Genomic DNA, 16,165 nt, shown 5'->3' with positions numbered 1-16,165 from the left:
GCGATGACCTCCAAAGGCAAGGCCGAACTCACCGAAGCCAGCGACGGTGCGGTGGAGCTGACGTCGGACTCCACCGTGCAGGTCCCGCAGCACAGTTTTCTCTCGCGGCTCTACACCGGAACCGGTGCGTTCGAGGTCGTCGGGCGGCGCCGGTTGTGGTACGGAATCAGCGGGGCGATCGTCGCCATCGCGATCCTGTCCATCATCGTGCGTGGCTTTACCTTCGGGATCGACTTCAAGGGCGGCACCACGGTCTCGTTCCCGCGCGGCAACGTCCAGACCTCGCAGGTGCAGGACGTCTTCAAGAGGACGTTGGGCCACGACCCGGTTTCGGTGGTCACCGTCGGCAACGGCGCCTCGGCAACGGTGCAGATCAGCTCGGAAACGTTGACCAACGACCAGACCTCGAAGCTGCGCACCGCCCTGTTCGACGCGTTCCAGCCGAAGGGCACCGACGGTAAGCCGAACAAGGCGGCCATCAGCGACTCGGCTGTCTCGGAGACCTGGGGCGACCAGATCACCAACAAGGCGCTGATGGCGCTGGGCGTGTTCCTGGTGCTGGTCAGCATCTACATCATGGTGCGCTACGAGCGCTACATGTCCATCTCCGCGCTGACGACCATGGTTTTCGACCTGACCGTCACCGCGGGCGTGTATTCGCTGGTGGGCTTCGAGGTCAGCCCGGCCACGGTGATCGGCCTGCTGACCATCCTCGGGTTCTCGCTGTACGACACCGTCATCGTCTTCGACAAGGTCGAAGAGAACACCAAAGACTTCCAGCACACCAACCGGCGCACCTTCGCCGAGGAAGCCAACCTGGCGATCAACCAGACCTTCATGCGCTCGATCAACACCAGCCTGATCTCGGTGCTGCCGGTGCTGGCGCTGATGGTGGTGGCGGTGTGGTTGCTGGGCGTCGGCACGCTGAAGGACCTGGCGCTGGTGCAGCTGGTCGGCATCCTGGTCGGCACCTACTCGTCGATCTTCTTCGCCACCCCGCTGCTGGTCACGCTGCGCGAACGCACCGACCTGGTGCGAACGCACACCCGCCGCGTCCTCAAACGACGCAGGCCGGGAACGCCGGAGCCGGCGGAGAGCTCCGCTGACGACGCATCTGACACCGCGCAGGAGAGCACGCGGGAGACCAAAAAGGCGACGGCGGCGGCCGCCGAGCCCACATCGAACAAGCCGGCGCCGGGTGCGCGGCCCGTGCGACCCACCGGTACCCGACGCCCGAGCGGCAAGCGAAACGCCGGTCGGCGGTAGCCGCGATGCTCAGGCGGGCCGCGGCCGTTGCCCTGACCGCGCCGCTCGCCGTCGTGGTCGCGCTGACGGGATGTTCCGGTAGCGCCGCCTCGCAGATCGACTACGTCGTCGACGGCCCGCTGAGCAGCTACAACGCCAACACCACGGTCGGGTTCGCGTCGGCCGGAGCGCAGGCGTTCGCCCGCACGCTGACCGGGTTCGGCTATCACGGCCCCGACGGACAGGTCGTCGCCGACCACGACTTCGGCTCCGTCTCGGTGGTAGGTGGTTCGCCGCTGGTGCTCGACTACCAGATCGCCGACAACGCGGTCTACTCCGACGGCAAGCCGTTGACCTGCGACGACCTGGTGCTCGCCTGGGCTGCCCAGTCGGGCCGGTTTCCCGGATTCGACGCCGCCACCCAGGCCGGCTATGTCGACATCGCCAACATCGATTGCATACCGGGGCAGAAGAAGGCGCGGGTGTCGTTCATCCCGGACCGCGGCGTCGTCGACTACACCCAGCTGTTCGCCGCGACCACGATGATGCCGTCGCACGTCATCGCCGATCAGCTGAATATCGACGTGACCGCGACGCTGCTCAGCAATAACGCGTCGTCGGTCGCGCAGATCGCGCAGTTGTGGAACACCACCTGGGACCTCAAGCCCGGTCTCAAACACGACGAGATCCTCAAGCGCTTCCCGTCGTCGGGACCCTACAAGATCGAATCCGTTCTCGACGACGGCGCCGTGGTGCTCGTCGCCAACGACCGGTGGTGGGGTCCCAAGGCGATCACCAAGCGGATCACGGTGTCGCCGCAGGCCCCCGACATCCAGGACCGGGTCAACAACCGCAGCGTGGACGTCGTGGACGTCGCGGCCGGGTCGTCAGGAACGCTGGCCACACCGGACAATTACGACCGCACCGATGTGGCGGCGGCGGGCATCGAGCAGCTGATCTTCGCCCCGCAGGGACCGCTGGCGCAGGCCAACGCCCGCCGCGCGTTCGCGCTGTGCACCCCCCGCGATGTGATCGCGCACGACGCCGGGGTCGCGATCGCCAACTCGCGCTTGTCTCCGGTCTCCGAGGATGCCGTTGCGCAGGCCGACGGTGCCGCCGAGGCCGGCCCGTTCAACAAGGCGGACCCCGTCGCTGCCCGCGCCGCGCTGGGCGGTGCACCGCTGGCGGTGCGGATCGGCTACCAGGGCCCCAACGCCCGGCTTGCGGTCACCGTCGGGACCATTACGAAGTCGTGCACCGCGGCCGGAATTAATGTCTCCAACGTCACACTGGACACCTCCGGACCCCAGGCGCTCAAGGACGGAAAAATCGATGTCCTGCTGGCCAGCACCGGTGGCGCCGGCGGCAGCGGGTCCACCGGATCGTCGTCGATGGACGCCTACGACTTGCACAGCGGCAACGGCAACAACTTGTCCGCCTATGCGAATCCGCAGGTCGACGGCATAATCGGTGCGCTCGCGGTGTCCGGCGACCCGGCCGAGCGCGTTCGGCTGCTTGCCGAGGGTGCGCCGGTACTCTGGGGAGATATGCCGACGTTGCCCCTATATCGCCAGCAGCGCACGTTGCTGATGTCGAAAAAGATGTACGCAGTCAGCGCGAATCCGACCCGCTGGGGCGCGGGTTGGAACATGGACCGATGGGCTTTGATGCAGTGACGGATATTCGCGAGGACGCGGCTTTGGCCGACCTCATCGCGTCGTTGACCCGCGACGTTGCCAACTTTCCGAAGCGGGGAGTCCAGTTCAAGGACCTCACCCCGCTCTTCGCCGACCGGACGGCGATGAACGCGGTGATCGACGCGCTGGCCGACATCTCCCGCGGCGCCGATCTGGTGGCCGGCATCGAATCACGGGGGTCCCTGGTGGCCGCTGCCGTCGCCGCCCGGCTCGGCACCGGCGTGCTGTCCATCCGCAAGGAGGGCAAGCTGCCGCCGCCGGTGCTCCATGAGAAATACGACCGGGAGTACGGTCCCGCGGCGATCGAGATTCCCGCCGACGGTCTGGACTTGCGCGGCACCAGCATCATGATCATCGACGACGTGCTGGCCACCGGCGGCACTCTCGGGGCGGCCAACCGCTTACTCGGGCGTGCCCGAGCCAACGTGATCGGCGCGGCGGTGCTGGTGGAAATCACCGCGCTGGGTGGTCGGCAGGCGGTAGCGCCTTTGGCGGTAGACGCCTTGAGCCGCGTCTGAGGGGATATCCTCGAGGTCGGAGGTGACCAACGTGGCGGATGAGCAAAGCACGGCGCAAGCCGTTGTGCCGCCCACGGACTCGCTACCGCCCATCGACGTGGCGGGCACCCCGGAGCCACCGACCGAAACTCTGAAGACCCCCAGCAGCGCGTCTCGTCGGGTCCGGGCCCGGCTGGCCCGGCGGATGACCGCCCAGCGCAGCGCGTTCAATCCCGTGCTCGAGCCGCTGGTGGCGGTGCACCGGGAGATCTATCCCAAGGCGAACTTCTCTATGCTCAACCGGGCGTTCGAGGTCGCCGACGAGCGGCACGCGACTCAATTGCGGCATTCCGGTGATCCCTACATCACCCATCCGCTCGCGGTCGCCAACATTCTCGCCGAATTGGGTATGGATACCACCACTTTGGTGGCCGCGCTGCTACACGACACCGTCGAGGACACCGGGTACACGCTGGAGGCGTTGAGTGAGGAATTCGGCGAAGAGGTAGGCCATCTCGTCGACGGGGTGACCAAGCTGGACCGCGTCGAGCTGGGCAACGCCGCCGAAGGCGAGACCATTCGCAAGATGATCACCGCGATGGCGCGCGACCCGCGGGTGCTGGTGATCAAGGTGGCCGACCGGCTGCACAACATGCGGACCATGCGCTTCCTGCCGCCGGAAAAGCAGGCGCGCAAAGCCCGCGAGACGTTGGAAGTCATTGCGCCCCTGGCGCATCGGCTGGGGATGGCCAGCGTCAAGTGGGAGCTGGAAGACCTGTCGTTCGCGATCCTGCACCCCAAGAAATACGAGGAGATCGTTCGCCTGGTTGCCGGACGCGCGCCGTCCCGGGACACCTACCTGGCCAAGGTCCGCGCCGAGATCGTCAACACCCTCAATGCGTCGAAAATCAAAGCGACAGTGGAGGGCCGCCCCAAGCACTACTGGTCGATCTACCAAAAGATGATCGTCAAGGGCCGCGACTTCGACGACATCCACGACCTGGTCGGCATCCGCATCCTGTGCGACGAGATCCGGGACTGCTATGCCGCTGTGGGCGTGGTGCACTCGTTGTGGCAGCCGATGGCGGGGCGGTTCAAGGATTACATCGCCCAGCCCAGATTCGGTGTCTACCAATCACTGCACACCACCGTGGTGGGTCCCGAAGGCAAGCCGCTGGAAGTGCAGATCCGTACCAGCGACATGCACCGCACCGCCGAATTCGGCATTGCGGCGCACTGGCGCTACAAGGAAACCAAGGGCCGCAACGGCGTTGTGCATCAGCACGCCGCCACCGAGATCGACGACATGGCCTGGATGCGGCAGCTGCTCGACTGGCAACGTGAGGCCGCCGATCCGGGCGAGTTCCTGGAGTCGTTGCGTTACGACCTTGCGGTGCAAGAGATATTCGTGTTCACCCCCAAGGGGGATGTCGTCACCCTGGCTACCGGGTCGACGCCGGTGGACTTCGCCTACGCGGTGCACACCGAGGTCGGCCACCGCTGCATCGGCGCCCGGGTCAACGGGCGACTGGTTGCGCTGGAGCGCAAGCTCGAAAATGGGGAAGTCGTAGAGGTTTTCACCTCCAAGGCGCCCAACGCCGGACCGTCGCGCGACTGGCAGCAGTTCGTGGTTTCGCCACGGGCCAAGGCGAAGATCCGGCAATGGTTCGCCAAGGAGCGCCGTGAGGAGGCGCTGGAGACCGGCAAAGAGGCGATGGCTCGCGAAGTCCGCCGCGGCGGACTTCCGTTGCAGCGCTTGGTCAATGGTGAGTCCATGGCGGCGGTGGCCCGCGAGCTGCACTACACCGACGTGTCCGGGATGTACACCGCGATCGGTGAGGGGCACGTGTCGGCGCGCCACGTCGTGCAACGGCTGCTGGCCGAGCTCGGTGGTATCGACCAGGCCGAAGAAGACCTCGCCGAGAGGTCTACGCCCACAACGATGTTGCGTCGCCCGCGCAGCACCGACGACGTCGGAGTGTCGGTCCCCGGCGCTCCCGGCGTGCTGAGCAAGCTGGCGAAATGCTGCACGCCGGTGCCCGGCGACCAGATCATGGGCTTCGTCACCCGCGGCGGCGGCGTCAGCGTGCACCGCACCGACTGCACCAACGCCGCGTCGCTGCAGCAGCAGGCCGAGCGCATCATCGAGGTGCTCTGGGCGCCGTCGCCGTCGTCGGTGTTCCTGGTGGCCATTCAGGTCGAGGCACTCGACCGGCACCGGCTGCTGTCCGACGTCACGCGGGTGCTCGCCGACGAGAAGGTGAACATCCTCTCGGCGTCGGTCACCACCTCAGGTGACCGAGTTGCGATCAGCCGCTTCACCTTTGAGATGGGCGACCCCAAGCATCTCGGCCATCTGCTCAATGTCGTGCGCAATGTCGAAGGCGTGTACGACGTCTACCGCGTCACGTCTGCCGCATAGGCTTCAACTGAGCCGCACCGCGGTGATCGTGACCGGCTTGGCGGGAAGGCCATCGTCGGTGTTGCCGAGAACGCCCGCCGTGACGATCTTGTCGATCGTCTCCAGGCCCGCCTCATCGACCGTGCCGAAGATCGTGAAGGTCGGCTCCGACACGCTGTCCTTGTAGAACATATTGAATTGGCTCTGGTTGGTGTCGGGTGCGAGGCCGTTGGCCATCGTCAAGGTGCCGCGCGGATATAGGACGGGCTGTTTGAGCCCGGGGCCATTCGGGGGGAACTGGTTGACGGGGTATTCGTCGGCGTACTGGTAGCCGGGTCCGCCACTGCCCTCGTTCTCCGGGCCGCCGCACTGCAGGAGTCCGAAGTCGGACTGGGTGATCAGTTTGCCGCACTGGGTGCCATCGAAGAACTGCTGCTTTACCAGGCTGACGAAGCTGTTCACCGTGCACGGGGCCTTGGCATTGTCGAGTGCGATGCCGATGTCGCCGACGTTGGTGGAGATGGTGGCCCTGATCACGGGCGGATCGGTGGACACCCGCCCCGTTGGCGGCGGGTTGGCGGGCTTGAGTGCCTGATCCTGCGTCGCCGGGTACTGGCAGTTGGCACCGAGGTCGGGTGGCGGAGCAAAGGCCGGCAACGCCGGCACCGGCGCCCCCGGTGCGGTTCCGGGGCGGGGCGCCTTGGTGTGCACCGGAAATCTCACCGCCGTACTCGTTGTGGCCGTTGAGGATCCACTGCCGCTGTGGGTCACCAGGACGATCACCAGCGCTACCACCGCGGCCAGCACCACGACGGACCCGCCGACGATAGCGATGGTTGTCCGCCGGGAATTCGTCGGCTTGGGCCGGGGCGCGGGCGCTTGGGGTGAAGGAGGTGTGGGTGCAGGCGGTTGAGTCGGCGGCGGGCTCCACGCCGCGGTATCGGTCGGGCTGGTCAATGCCGCCCGGGCCGCCTGCGCCAGATCGACGGCGGTTTGGAAGCGCTGGTCGACATCCTTTGCCATGCCGCGGGCGACCACCGCGTCAAGCGCCTGCGATACGTCGGCCGAGGCTGCAGACGGTCGCGGCGGCGCGATGTTGAGATGCCCGTTGAGCTGTTCTTCCATGCTGTCGCCGGAGTAGGGCAGGCGTCCGGTCAGGCACTCGTAGAGCACGCAGGCCAGCGCATACACGTCGGCGCGCTGATCGGTCATGCCCCGGAATCGCTCCGGTGCCATGTAGGCCATCGTGCCCATCGTGTGGCCGGTGTGTGTCAGCACGGTGTCGGCGGCGGTCCGCGCGAGCCCGAAATCGATCAGGTAGACGAAATCGCGGGCGGATACCAGGATGTTGGACGGTTTGATGTCGCGGTGGATCAACCCGACCTCGTGGGCCGTATCCAGTGCTGCCGCAACCTGTTCCACCACCGCGACGGCCTTTTCGGGGCTGAGCCGGCCGCCGTTTTCGGCGATGTAGTGCACCAGGTCGCGACCCTCGACCAACCGCATGTCGACGTAGAGCCGGCCGTCGATCTCGCCATAGCTGTGAATGGGCACCATGTGCGGGTCGCTCAGGCTTGCGGCAATGCGTGCCTCACGCCGGAACCGTTGCTGAAATTCGTCGTCTTCCGCTAGATGCGCGGGCAACACCTTGAGCGCAACCACACGGTCGGTGACGGTGTCATGAGCACGGAACACCTGCCCCATGCCGCCCCGCCCCAACAGGCCCTGTAGTTCGTAATGCCCGAATACCTCCGTCGACACCCAACGACCATAAGCCGTTCGGTGCGTTACGGGTTTCTTGTTAGCCGAGCTTTACCGAATCGAGCGTGACCGGTGAGGCGGGCAGGCCGGTTTGCCGGTTGCCGGCGACTCCGGCCGCGGTGATCTTGTCGAGGACCGCGAGGCCGGCCTCGTCGATGGTGCCGAGCACGGTGAATGCCGGCAGTGCCTCGGCATCCCGCATGAAGAAGACGAATTGGCTGCCATTGGTGTTGGGGTCGTTGGTGGCCATGATCACGGTCCCACGTGGGTACACCACCGTCGCCCTGAGCGCCGGATCGCCCGGAGGGTATTGGTTGGTGGGGTACTCGTCGGCGAATTCGTAGCCGGGGCCACCGTTGCCATCCTTGTCGGGGCCACCACACAGCAGCGACACACTTTCCGTGTTGTTGGTCAGTCGGCCGCATGTGGTGTTGTCGAAGAATTGTTGCCGGGCAAGGCTGGTGAAGCTGTTCACCGTGCAGGGGGACTTGGCGTTGTCGAGCTGCAGGCGGATGACGCCGAAATTGGTGGAAATGGTGGCCAGAATCTGTGCGGGACTGGTGGATACCCGGCCGGACGGGGGCGGGTTGACGGGCTTGGGGGACGCATCCGGCGAGTCGGCGGGCACGGCCATGTACTGGCAGTTGGCGCCCAGGTCGGGCGGCGGAGCAAATGCCGGCAACGGCGGCGCGGCATTCGCGTTCGGGTTGGCCGAGGTCGTCGGCGCTCCCGGTGCGCCGAAGGCGGGCCCCTGTTTGGGGGTCCGGGGGTGCGGCGCGGTGCTGGACGTCGCGTTGTTCGAGGGGGAATCGCCGTTCGCCACCAGGGACACCACCAGGATCGTCACCATCGCAAGGGTGAAGATCGATGCGGCGACGATGCCCACGATCAGGGTCTTGTTCGATTTTTGCGGTGGTTGTTGTGGCGGATAGGCCGTCGGGTTGGGTCCCGGTGCCGGCGGCTGTGGGGTCGCGGCTGGGTGCGGCGGTGGTGGCGGGGTGGCCGCCGTTGGCGGGTACGGCGGTGGTGGCGGGCTGGGCGGTGCGGCGCTGCCGTGGCCTGCCAGTGCGGCTTTGGCGGCTTCCGCGAACTCGATGGCCGTCTGGTAGCGGTAGTTGACATCCTTTGCCATGCCGCGGGCGACCACGTCGTCGAGGGCAGGCGGGACGCCGGGCGTGGTGAATGAGGCGTGCGGCGGCGGGGTGTTCAGATGCGCGTTGAGCTGTTCTTCAAAGGTGTCGCCCGGGTAGGGCAGGTGCCCGGTCAGGCATTCGTAGAGCACGCAAGCCAGCGCATACACATCCGCACGATGATCGGTCATGCCCCGGAAGCGCTCGGGGGCCATGTAGGCCATCGTGCCCATCGTGTGCCCGTCTTGGGTGAGCGCGGTGTCGGCGGCGGTACGGGCGAGGCCGAAGTCGATCAGGTAGACGAAATCGCGGGCGGACACCAAGATGTTGGACGGTTTGATGTCGCGGTGGATCAGCCCGACCTCGTGGGCCGTATCCAGTGCTGCGGCAACCTGTTCGACCACCGCGACGGCCCGCTCGGGGCTGAGCCGGCCGCCGCTTTCGGCGATATAGGCCAACAGGTCGCGACCCTCGATCAGCCGCATATCGACATACAGCCGGCCGTCGATCTCGCCATAGCTGTGGATCGGCACCATGTGCGGGTCGCTCAGGCTCGCCGCGATGCGTGCCTCACGCCGGAAGCGTTGCTGAAACTCGTCGTCGTCCGCCAGATGTGCGGGCAGCACCTTGAGCGCGACGACCCGGTCCGTGCTGGTGTCGTAGGCACGAAAAACCTGCCCCATCCCACCGCGGCCCAGCAGCTCACGCAACTCGTAATGTCCGAATGACTCCGTCACCACGCAATGACCTTAAAGTGTCGGCCGCTCGCGGCGTAAATCGTACGAATGCGTGTCGAGCCGCCCAGCATTTAGTCGAGGAGGATGGACTTGATCGTGACTTCGCTGGTCGGGGCTCCGTCTTCACCGCCGCCGTTGATGCCGGCCTTGGCGATCTTGTCCAGAACCGCCAGCCCGTCAGGCTGAATCGTGCCGAAGACGGTGTACTGGGGCGGCAGCTGGGAGTCCTTGTAGACCATGAAGAACTGGCTGCCGTTGGTGCCCGGTCCGGCGTTGGCCATCGCGAGTGTGCCGCGCGGGTAGAGCACCGGTTCCCGTAGCTTGGGGTCGTTCGGCGGGTACTGGTCGGTCGGGTACTCGTTGACGAATTGGTAGCCCGGTCCGCCGGTGCCGTCGCCCTTGGGATCACCGCACTGCAGCACGCCCAGCGTCTCCGAGGTGGTCAGCCGGTGGCACTTGGTGTTGTCGAAGTACTTCTGTCCGATCAGGCTCGCGAAACTGTTGACCGTGCAAGGCGATTCGTTGTTCGCCAGCATCAGGCCGATGTTGCCCTGGCTGGTTGCCATGCTGGCGCTCACTTGCGCCGGATCGGTCGGTACCTTGCCGGTGCGCGGCGCCTTGACCGGCTTGGCGGCCGGGTCCTGCGACGGCGGGTATTGGCAGTTGGCGCCGACCGTGTCCGACGGCTTGAACGCCGGCAGGGGCGGAACGGGCGGAACCTGCCCGGTTTGCGGAGTCGTCGTGCCCGACGCCGCGGGCGAATTGCTGGTCGTCGGCGCTGCGGTGTTCTGGTGCTTGTTGTTCGTGTTGATCACGGTGATCACCACCGCTGCGATCACCGCGATGGCCGCAACTGCGCCGCCGACGATGACTAAGACGCGGCGCATGCGGGCTTGCTTCGCGCGGCGTTCGAGCTGCCGTTCGAGTTTGCGCTTGGCGTTGGCACGTCGCTGTTCGTTGGTCGGCACGGCCGGTATGCCTCCATGGTTGTAAGCGGGGGCGGGTAGCAGGCTCAGGCTAATGCGGGCGGCGCGAGCGGTGTCAAGTGGCCCCCGTGGGAAACTGGGAATCGTGTTGATCACCGGATTTCCCGCCGGCATGTTGCAGTGCAACTGCTATGTGCTGGCCGAGCGACCCGGAACGGACGCCATCATCGTGGATCCGGGGCAGCGGGCGATGGCTCCGCTGCGGCGCATCCTCGACGAGAATCGGCTGACCCCCGCCGCGGTGCTGCTCACCCACGGGCACATCGACCACATGTGGTCTGCTCAGAAGGTCTCCGACACCTACGGCTGCCCGACCTACATTCATCCCGAAGACCGGTTCATGCTCAAAGACCCGCTCCACGGCATGGGGCCGCGGCTGGCGCAGCTGATGACGGGTGCGTTCTTCCGCGAGCCCAAGCAGGTGGTCGAGCTGGACCGCGACGGCGACAAGATCGACCTGGGCAATGTCAGCGTGAACGTCGATTACACACCTGGACACACCCGCGGATCGGTGGTCTTCCGGGTTGCCGGCGACAAAGATGTGGTGTTCACCGGCGACACCCTGTTCGAGCGCTCGGTGGGCCGCACCGACCTGTTCGGCGGCAGCGGTCGCGATTTGCTGACGTCGATCGTCGACAAGCTCTTGGTGCTCGACGACGACACCGTGGTGTTGCCGGGCCACGGCAACTCCACCACGATCGGCGCCGAGCGGCGTTTCAACCCGTTCCTCGAAGGCCTGACCGGATGACGGAGTTCTCGTCCTTCTCCGCGCCCAAGGGCGTGCCCGATTACTTTCCGCCCGACTCGGCGCAGTTCGTTGCTGTGCGCGCTGGCCTGCTCGGCGCTGCCCGGCGGGCCGGTTACGGCGATATCGAGCTACCCATCTTCGAGGACACCGGGCTGTTCGCTCGCGGCGTCGGCGAATCCACCGACGTGGTGTCCAAGGAGATGTACACGTTCGCCGACCGCGGCGACCGGTCGGTGACGCTGCGGCCGGAGGGCACCGCCGGGGTTGTGCGCGCGGTGATTGAGCACGGCCTCGACCGCGGCGCGCTGCCGGTCAAACTCTGTTATGCCGGACCGTTTTTCCGTTACGAGCGTCCGCAGGCCGGCCGGTACCGCCAGCTGCAGCAGGTCGGCGTGGAGGCGATTGGCGTCGACGACCCGGCGCTGGACGCCGAAGTGATCGCGATCGCCGACGCCGGGTTCCGGTCACTGGGTCTGGACGGCTTCCGGCTGGAGATCACCTCGCTGGGCGATGAGAGTTGTCGGCCGCAGTACCGGGAACTGCTGCAGGAGTTCCTGTTTGGACTCGACCTCGACGAGGAGACGCGCCGGCGTGCCGAGATCAACCCGCTGCGCGTGCTCGACGACAAGCGGCCCGAGGTGAAAGCCATGACGGCCGACGCCCCGGTGCTGCTCGACCACCTTTCCGATGGGGCCAAGCAGCACTTCGACACGGTGCTGGCCCACCTCGATGCGTTGGGTGTGCCCTACGTGATCAACCCGCGGATGGTGCGGGGGCTGGACTACTACACCAAGACCACCTTCGAGTTCGTGCACGACGGGCTGGGCGCCCAGTCGGGTATCGGTGGCGGTGGCCGCTACGACGGGCTGATGCACCGGCTCGGCGGACAAGACCTGTCCGGCATCGGTTTTGGGCTCGGTGTGGACCGCACGCTGCTGGCATTGCGGGCCGAGGGCCGCAGCGTCGGGGAGACGACCCGCTGCGACGTCTTCGGGGTGCCGTTGAGCGAGGCGGCCAAGCTGCGGCTGGCGGTGCTGGGCGGTCAGCTACGGGCCGGGGGTGTCCGGGTCGACCTGGCCTACGGCGATCGCGGGCTCAAGGGCGCGATGCGCGCCGCCGATCGGTCCGGTGCCCGCATCGCGCTGGTCGCCGGTGATCGCGATCTGCAGGCCGGCACGATCGGCGTCAAGGATCTGACCACGGGGGAGCAGGTGTCGGTACCGCTCGATTCGGTTGTCGCCGAGGTTCTCTCGCGTTTCGCGGTGTAGTCGTCGCCTGCGGCCCCGGCGGCGGCAGTTCAATGCGCCGTCATCAGAAATTTAACGGATCCGCAAACAATTAGCCGGGTTTATTGTACGGTCGTCCAAGATCGCTGCCACCGGGTGAAGGAGACGTCCGTGGAAGGTGCCGAGACCGGGACAACCCCTCCGACCGTGAAATCGTTTCGCGACTTCTCCAGCGTCCGGGTGGAGTGCACTGAGCTGGGTGCGTCGCGCGCGCTGGGGTCACTCTCGGTGCCGCCGGCCTGGCCCAAGGCCACCCCGAAGTCCGAAATCCCACCGCCCGCTGTCAAGGGTAAGCCGCCGGGACTCACCTACCAGGATGGCCTGATGGGCGTGATGACCGGGCGCCACGCCGTCGGCGAGGACGAGATCGTCGAGGCGTAGCCCCGGCGCTATGCCGGAGGCGTTGTCAGACCGCGAGGGCATAATCGAATGTATGTTCGATTCACTGGATGAATCCGCGGCCCTGGTGGATGACATCTGCTCGTCCGCACGGTCCGAAAACCGCGCTGCGGCCGCTCAACTCGAGGCTATCGGGGCACTGTTCGGCCTCCGGTTATGTCGTTATGCGGAGACCGAGGCGTGGGCGGTCGACACCATGGAGGCGGTGGCCGCCGAGCTGGCGGCCGCGTTGCGAATCAGTCAGGGGCTGGCAGCCAGCCGCCTTCGGTACGCCCGCGCGATGCGTGAGCGGCTGCCGGAGGTCGCGGAAGTATTCAAAGCCGGCGATATCGACTATCGAACGTTTCAAACCATCGTCTATCGCACCGACCTGCTGACCGACGACGAGGTACTGGCCCGAGTCGACGCGGAGCTGGCGGTCAATGTGCCGCGTTGGCCATCGATGACCCAAGGTCGCCTGGCCGGGCAGGTCGACAGGATCGTCGTGAGAGCCGACGCGGACGCCGTACGGCGGCGCAGGGAACGGCAGTTCGACCGTGAGATCTGGATCGGCGACCTCGGAGATGGCATTTCCGAGATCAACGGTTCCCTGTTGACCCCCGACGCGCGAGCACTTGAAGAGCGGTTGAATGCGTTGTCTACCACGGTATGTGAACACGATCCCCGGGGCCGCGAACAGCGCCGGGCCGACGCGCTCGGAGCGCTGGCGGTGGCGGCCGATCGGCTGGGCTGCCGGTGCGGCCGACCCGACTGCGCGGCGGGCAAGCATCCCGCCGCATCGCCCGTCGTCATTCATGTGATCGCCGAGCAGGCCAGCGTCGACGGTCGCGGGTCGTTGCCCGGGTCCCAGTTGAGTGCGGACGGCCTCATCGCACCGGAACTCGTTGCGGAACTGGCTAAGTCGGCCAAGTTGGTGCCGCTCGTGCATCCTGCCGACGCCCCGCCCGAGCCAGGGTATGTGGCTTCCCGGGCGCTGCAGGACTTTGTGCGGTGCCGAGACCTGACGTGCCGCTGGCCGGGTTGCGACCGGCCGGCAGTGGAGTGCGACCTTGACCATACGATCCCGTACGCCGAAGGCGGCCCGACGCATGCGTCAAACCTCAAGTGCTACTGCCGCACTCATCATCTGGTCAAAACCTTCTGGGGGTGGCACGACAAGCAGTTGCCCGACGGGACAGTAATTTTGACGTCGCCGGCCGGGCACACTCACGTCACCACACCGGGCAGTGCACTGCTGTTCCCCAGCCTGTGCCGCGCCGTCGGCGGCATGCCCGCCCCCGAAGCCGACCCACTTCGCGAGAACTACTGCGGCGACCGGACCGCGATGATGCCCAAGCGCCGGCGCAGCCGCAGCCAAGAGCGCGCCGTTCGCATTGCCATCGAACGCCGGCGAAATCGCGACGCGCGCATGGCGCGGTCCGGACCCGCCCCGCCCGACGACCCGCCACCATTTTGACCGTGGCTCAACGGCCCTCGACATTGTTCAGCTGCGCTACTTTCATCCCGTGGCTATTCACTCGGCGGACAACCCTTGCTGTGCTCGGTACCAGCGCAGCGATGAGTCTCGGGTATGCGCTTCGCGGAACCGTTGGTGCGCCCGTCCTGAGCACCCGCCTGACCGACGGCGGCGGGACTAGCATGCTCAGCATGATCAACACGATGGTGATCGGGGTCTGCGAATATCAAATTAGCAATTCGGAAACCAACGTGATCGACGCCCGCTGGATCGCTTCAGATGCTGTGGAGCGGTTGGACGGCGCGATCTGCTCCGGACGCGCAAGGGGCGACACTTCTAACGGCTTCCCTGGCGATTACCACGTACAGTACTTCGACGCGAAAGGTGAGCTGACCGGCGACCTCGACCTGCACATCGAGCCAGTTGGACGGTCGTATGGACTCACCTGGCGCAACCGTCCCGAAGATGCCGGGCTTCCTGCGGCGAGTGGAGAAGTCGTATTCGAAGGCATCGGCTTCCCGAGCGGTGACAGGTCGATGGTTCTTGCGTATTGGATGGCGGAAAAGGTGTCATCAGCCATGCAGGCTTCGATTTAATCTGTCAGTGCTGCGTGAACCGGGTTGCGATGTGTGGCTAGGTTGGCCTTTCCCATGGTCACCGTCCGGTCTGTGCCGCCGCCCTTGGTTCCGGCTGGCGTGAGCAGCAACTGGCCGACGGTACGGTCGTGTGGACCCCTCCTGCGTCCAGAATGTCTTTCAGATAATCGCACCCACCTGTTACAGCAAACTATCTGCCTGCTGGTCGAATGTTGCTGATGGGTTTTCTTTGTCCAGTAGCTCACGGAGTCGGTGCCCGACGAACGGGTGCTCTTTGCCGCCATTGGTTCCGTGCCTATGGACGTCCTGTCGTCACTCGGGTTGAATTAGATACCGAGTGGATGACACCGAAGAAATGGAAATCCTGCCGTGCGCACCGGCATCACCCGTCTTGCAGACGCTCTGGTTAGCGCCTCGATGGTTCTGACCGCCGCAGTTATTTGCGCTGGCGCGGCAAGCGCCGACCCGAGCCAGCAGGATCAGTTTGTGGCGGAGCTCCAACAAGATGAGATTCCCGTAGTAGATAACTTGCCTGCTCTCGTCGCCCGAGCCCATCAAATTTGTGGCGAACTCGACGGCGGCGCCTCGGTCTATGCCGTGGTAGACGAAGAGATGAACGGTATATACGAGGAAAATCCCCGTCTGAACCCCGCTCGGGTTCATAGAACCGCGGTCAGATTCATCGCCGTATCAGCGAAAGTCTACTGCCCAAGCCATCTTGGCGATCCGTACGTAAGCGACGACGTCGGCTTCTCTATCCTTGGTCCAGTGGCAGGGGTACGTCACCAGACGTAGACGCGGATTCGCGTTGTGGGGCAAGAGAATCACACTGCCGCTTGCGCGACCGGCTTGAAGTTAGGGTGTTCTTTGCGTAGTCGCTATCATCATCTGGTCAAAACCTTCTGGGGGTGGCACGAAAAGCAGCTGCCCGACGGGACGCTGATCCTGACATCGTCGGCCGGGCAAACCCATGTCACCACGCCGGGCAGCGCACTGCTGTTTCCCAGCCTGTGCCTGGCGACGGGCGGTGTACCGGCGCCCGAAGTCGAACTGCCACAGGATTACTGCGGCGACCGCACCGCGATGATGCCCAGGCGGCGCCACACCCGCGCGCAAGACCGTGCCGCACGCATTGCCACCGAACGCCGGCAGAACCGCGACGCGCGCATGGCCCGCCGAAAACCCGAGACGGACGAAGAATCACCGCCATTCTGAAAGCCCAGCAA

General features: G+C 65.9%; 13 protein-coding genes and 1 pseudogene. 11 read left to right on the top strand and 3 right to left on the bottom strand.

All coding sequences use genetic code 11. The features are described 5' to 3' along the window. Nucleotides 1-3 precede the first annotated feature (3 nt). The 4 genes from secF to LMQ14_RS16860 are packed head-to-tail and all read left to right on the top strand — an operon-like array spanning nucleotide 4 to nucleotide 5,861. Nucleotides 4-1,266: a protein translocase subunit SecF gene (gene secF / locus LMQ14_RS16875; RefSeq protein WP_267730694.1), complete on the top strand. Its 1,263-nt coding sequence runs from the start codon at nucleotides 4-6 to the stop codon at nucleotides 1,264-1,266. A 5-nt stretch (nucleotides 1,267-1,271) separates the two neighbouring features. Further along, on the top strand, nucleotides 1,272-2,921 hold the full coding sequence (locus tag LMQ14_RS16870) for an ABC transporter substrate-binding protein (protein ID WP_267730693.1): 1,650 nt from the start codon (nucleotides 1,272-1,274) through the stop codon (nucleotides 2,919-2,921). Continuing rightward, on the top strand, nucleotides 2,918-3,460 hold the full coding sequence (locus LMQ14_RS16865) for an adenine phosphoribosyltransferase (protein WP_420714689.1): 543 nt from the start codon (nucleotides 2,918-2,920) through the stop codon (nucleotides 3,458-3,460). The genes LMQ14_RS16870 and LMQ14_RS16865 overlap by 4 nt, the downstream gene beginning before the upstream one ends. A 31-nt stretch (nucleotides 3,461-3,491) precedes the next feature. Further along, nucleotides 3,492-5,861: a RelA/SpoT family protein gene (locus LMQ14_RS16860; protein WP_267730691.1), complete on the top strand. Its 2,370-nt coding sequence runs from the start codon at nucleotides 3,492-3,494 to the stop codon at nucleotides 5,859-5,861. Nucleotides 5,862-5,864: 3 nt separating this feature from the next. Here the strand turns inward: LMQ14_RS16860 and LMQ14_RS16855 are convergent, their stop codons facing one another. The 3 genes from LMQ14_RS16855 to LMQ14_RS16845 form a co-directional block, all read right to left on the bottom strand. Next, nucleotides 5,865-7,601 (bottom strand): protein kinase domain-containing protein, encoded by a 1,737-nt coding sequence (locus tag LMQ14_RS16855; RefSeq protein WP_420714528.1) that lies wholly within the window; start codon nucleotides 7,599-7,601, stop codon nucleotides 5,865-5,867. A gap of 40 nt (nucleotides 7,602-7,641) precedes the next feature. Continuing rightward, nucleotides 7,642-9,468, bottom strand: a complete 1,827-nt coding sequence (locus LMQ14_RS16850) for a protein kinase domain-containing protein (RefSeq protein ID WP_267730690.1) — start codon at nucleotides 9,466-9,468, stop codon at nucleotides 7,642-7,644. Nucleotides 9,469-9,539: 71 nt separating this feature from the next. Then, nucleotides 9,540-10,436 (bottom strand): peptidylprolyl isomerase, encoded by an 897-nt coding sequence (locus tag LMQ14_RS16845; RefSeq protein ID WP_267730689.1) that lies wholly within the window; start codon nucleotides 10,434-10,436, stop codon nucleotides 9,540-9,542. A 103-nt stretch (nucleotides 10,437-10,539) separates the two neighbouring features. Between LMQ14_RS16845 and LMQ14_RS16840 the strand changes: the two genes are divergently transcribed. The 7 genes and pseudogenes from LMQ14_RS16840 to LMQ14_RS16810 form a co-directional block, all read left to right on the top strand. Continuing rightward, nucleotides 10,540-11,202, top strand: a complete 663-nt coding sequence (locus LMQ14_RS16840) for an MBL fold metallo-hydrolase (RefSeq protein WP_267730688.1) — start codon at nucleotides 10,540-10,542, stop codon at nucleotides 11,200-11,202. Then, nucleotides 11,199-12,470, top strand: a complete 1,272-nt coding sequence (gene hisS / locus LMQ14_RS16835) for a histidine--tRNA ligase (RefSeq protein ID WP_267730687.1) — start codon at nucleotides 11,199-11,201, stop codon at nucleotides 12,468-12,470. The genes LMQ14_RS16840 and hisS overlap by 4 nt, the downstream gene beginning before the upstream one ends. A gap of 129 nt (nucleotides 12,471-12,599) precedes the next feature. Continuing rightward, nucleotides 12,600-12,869, top strand: a complete 270-nt coding sequence (locus LMQ14_RS16830) for a PPE family protein, SVP subgroup (RefSeq protein WP_267730686.1) — start codon at nucleotides 12,600-12,602, stop codon at nucleotides 12,867-12,869. 10 nt (nucleotides 12,870-12,879) lie between these two features. Beyond that, the gene (locus tag LMQ14_RS16825; RefSeq protein WP_420714527.1) at nucleotides 12,880-14,343 is read left to right on the top strand and encodes an HNH endonuclease signature motif containing protein; all 1,464 of its coding nucleotides are present in this window, start codon (nucleotides 12,880-12,882) and stop codon (nucleotides 14,341-14,343) included. Between the two features lie 191 nt (nucleotides 14,344-14,534). Next, nucleotides 14,535-14,939: a hypothetical protein gene (locus tag LMQ14_RS16820; RefSeq protein WP_267730684.1), complete on the top strand. Its 405-nt coding sequence runs from the start codon at nucleotides 14,535-14,537 to the stop codon at nucleotides 14,937-14,939. 369 nt (nucleotides 14,940-15,308) lie between these two features. After that, nucleotides 15,309-15,734: a DUF732 domain-containing protein gene (locus LMQ14_RS16815; RefSeq protein ID WP_267730683.1), complete on the top strand. Its 426-nt coding sequence runs from the start codon at nucleotides 15,309-15,311 to the stop codon at nucleotides 15,732-15,734. Between the two features lie 45 nt (nucleotides 15,735-15,779). Then, nucleotides 15,780-16,154, top strand: a pseudogene (locus tag LMQ14_RS16810) (hypothetical protein); the annotation flags it as partial. Between the last annotated feature and the right edge of the window lie 11 nt (nucleotides 16,155-16,165).

The sequence above is a fragment of the Mycobacterium sp. Aquia_213 genome, assembly GCF_026625985.1.
In the GTDB taxonomy this organism is placed as follows: Bacteria; Actinomycetota; Actinomycetes; order Mycobacteriales; family Mycobacteriaceae; genus Mycobacterium.
The sequence above is the reverse complement of the archived record's forward strand: the minus strand, read 5'-3'. Positions and strand labels throughout refer to the sequence as shown.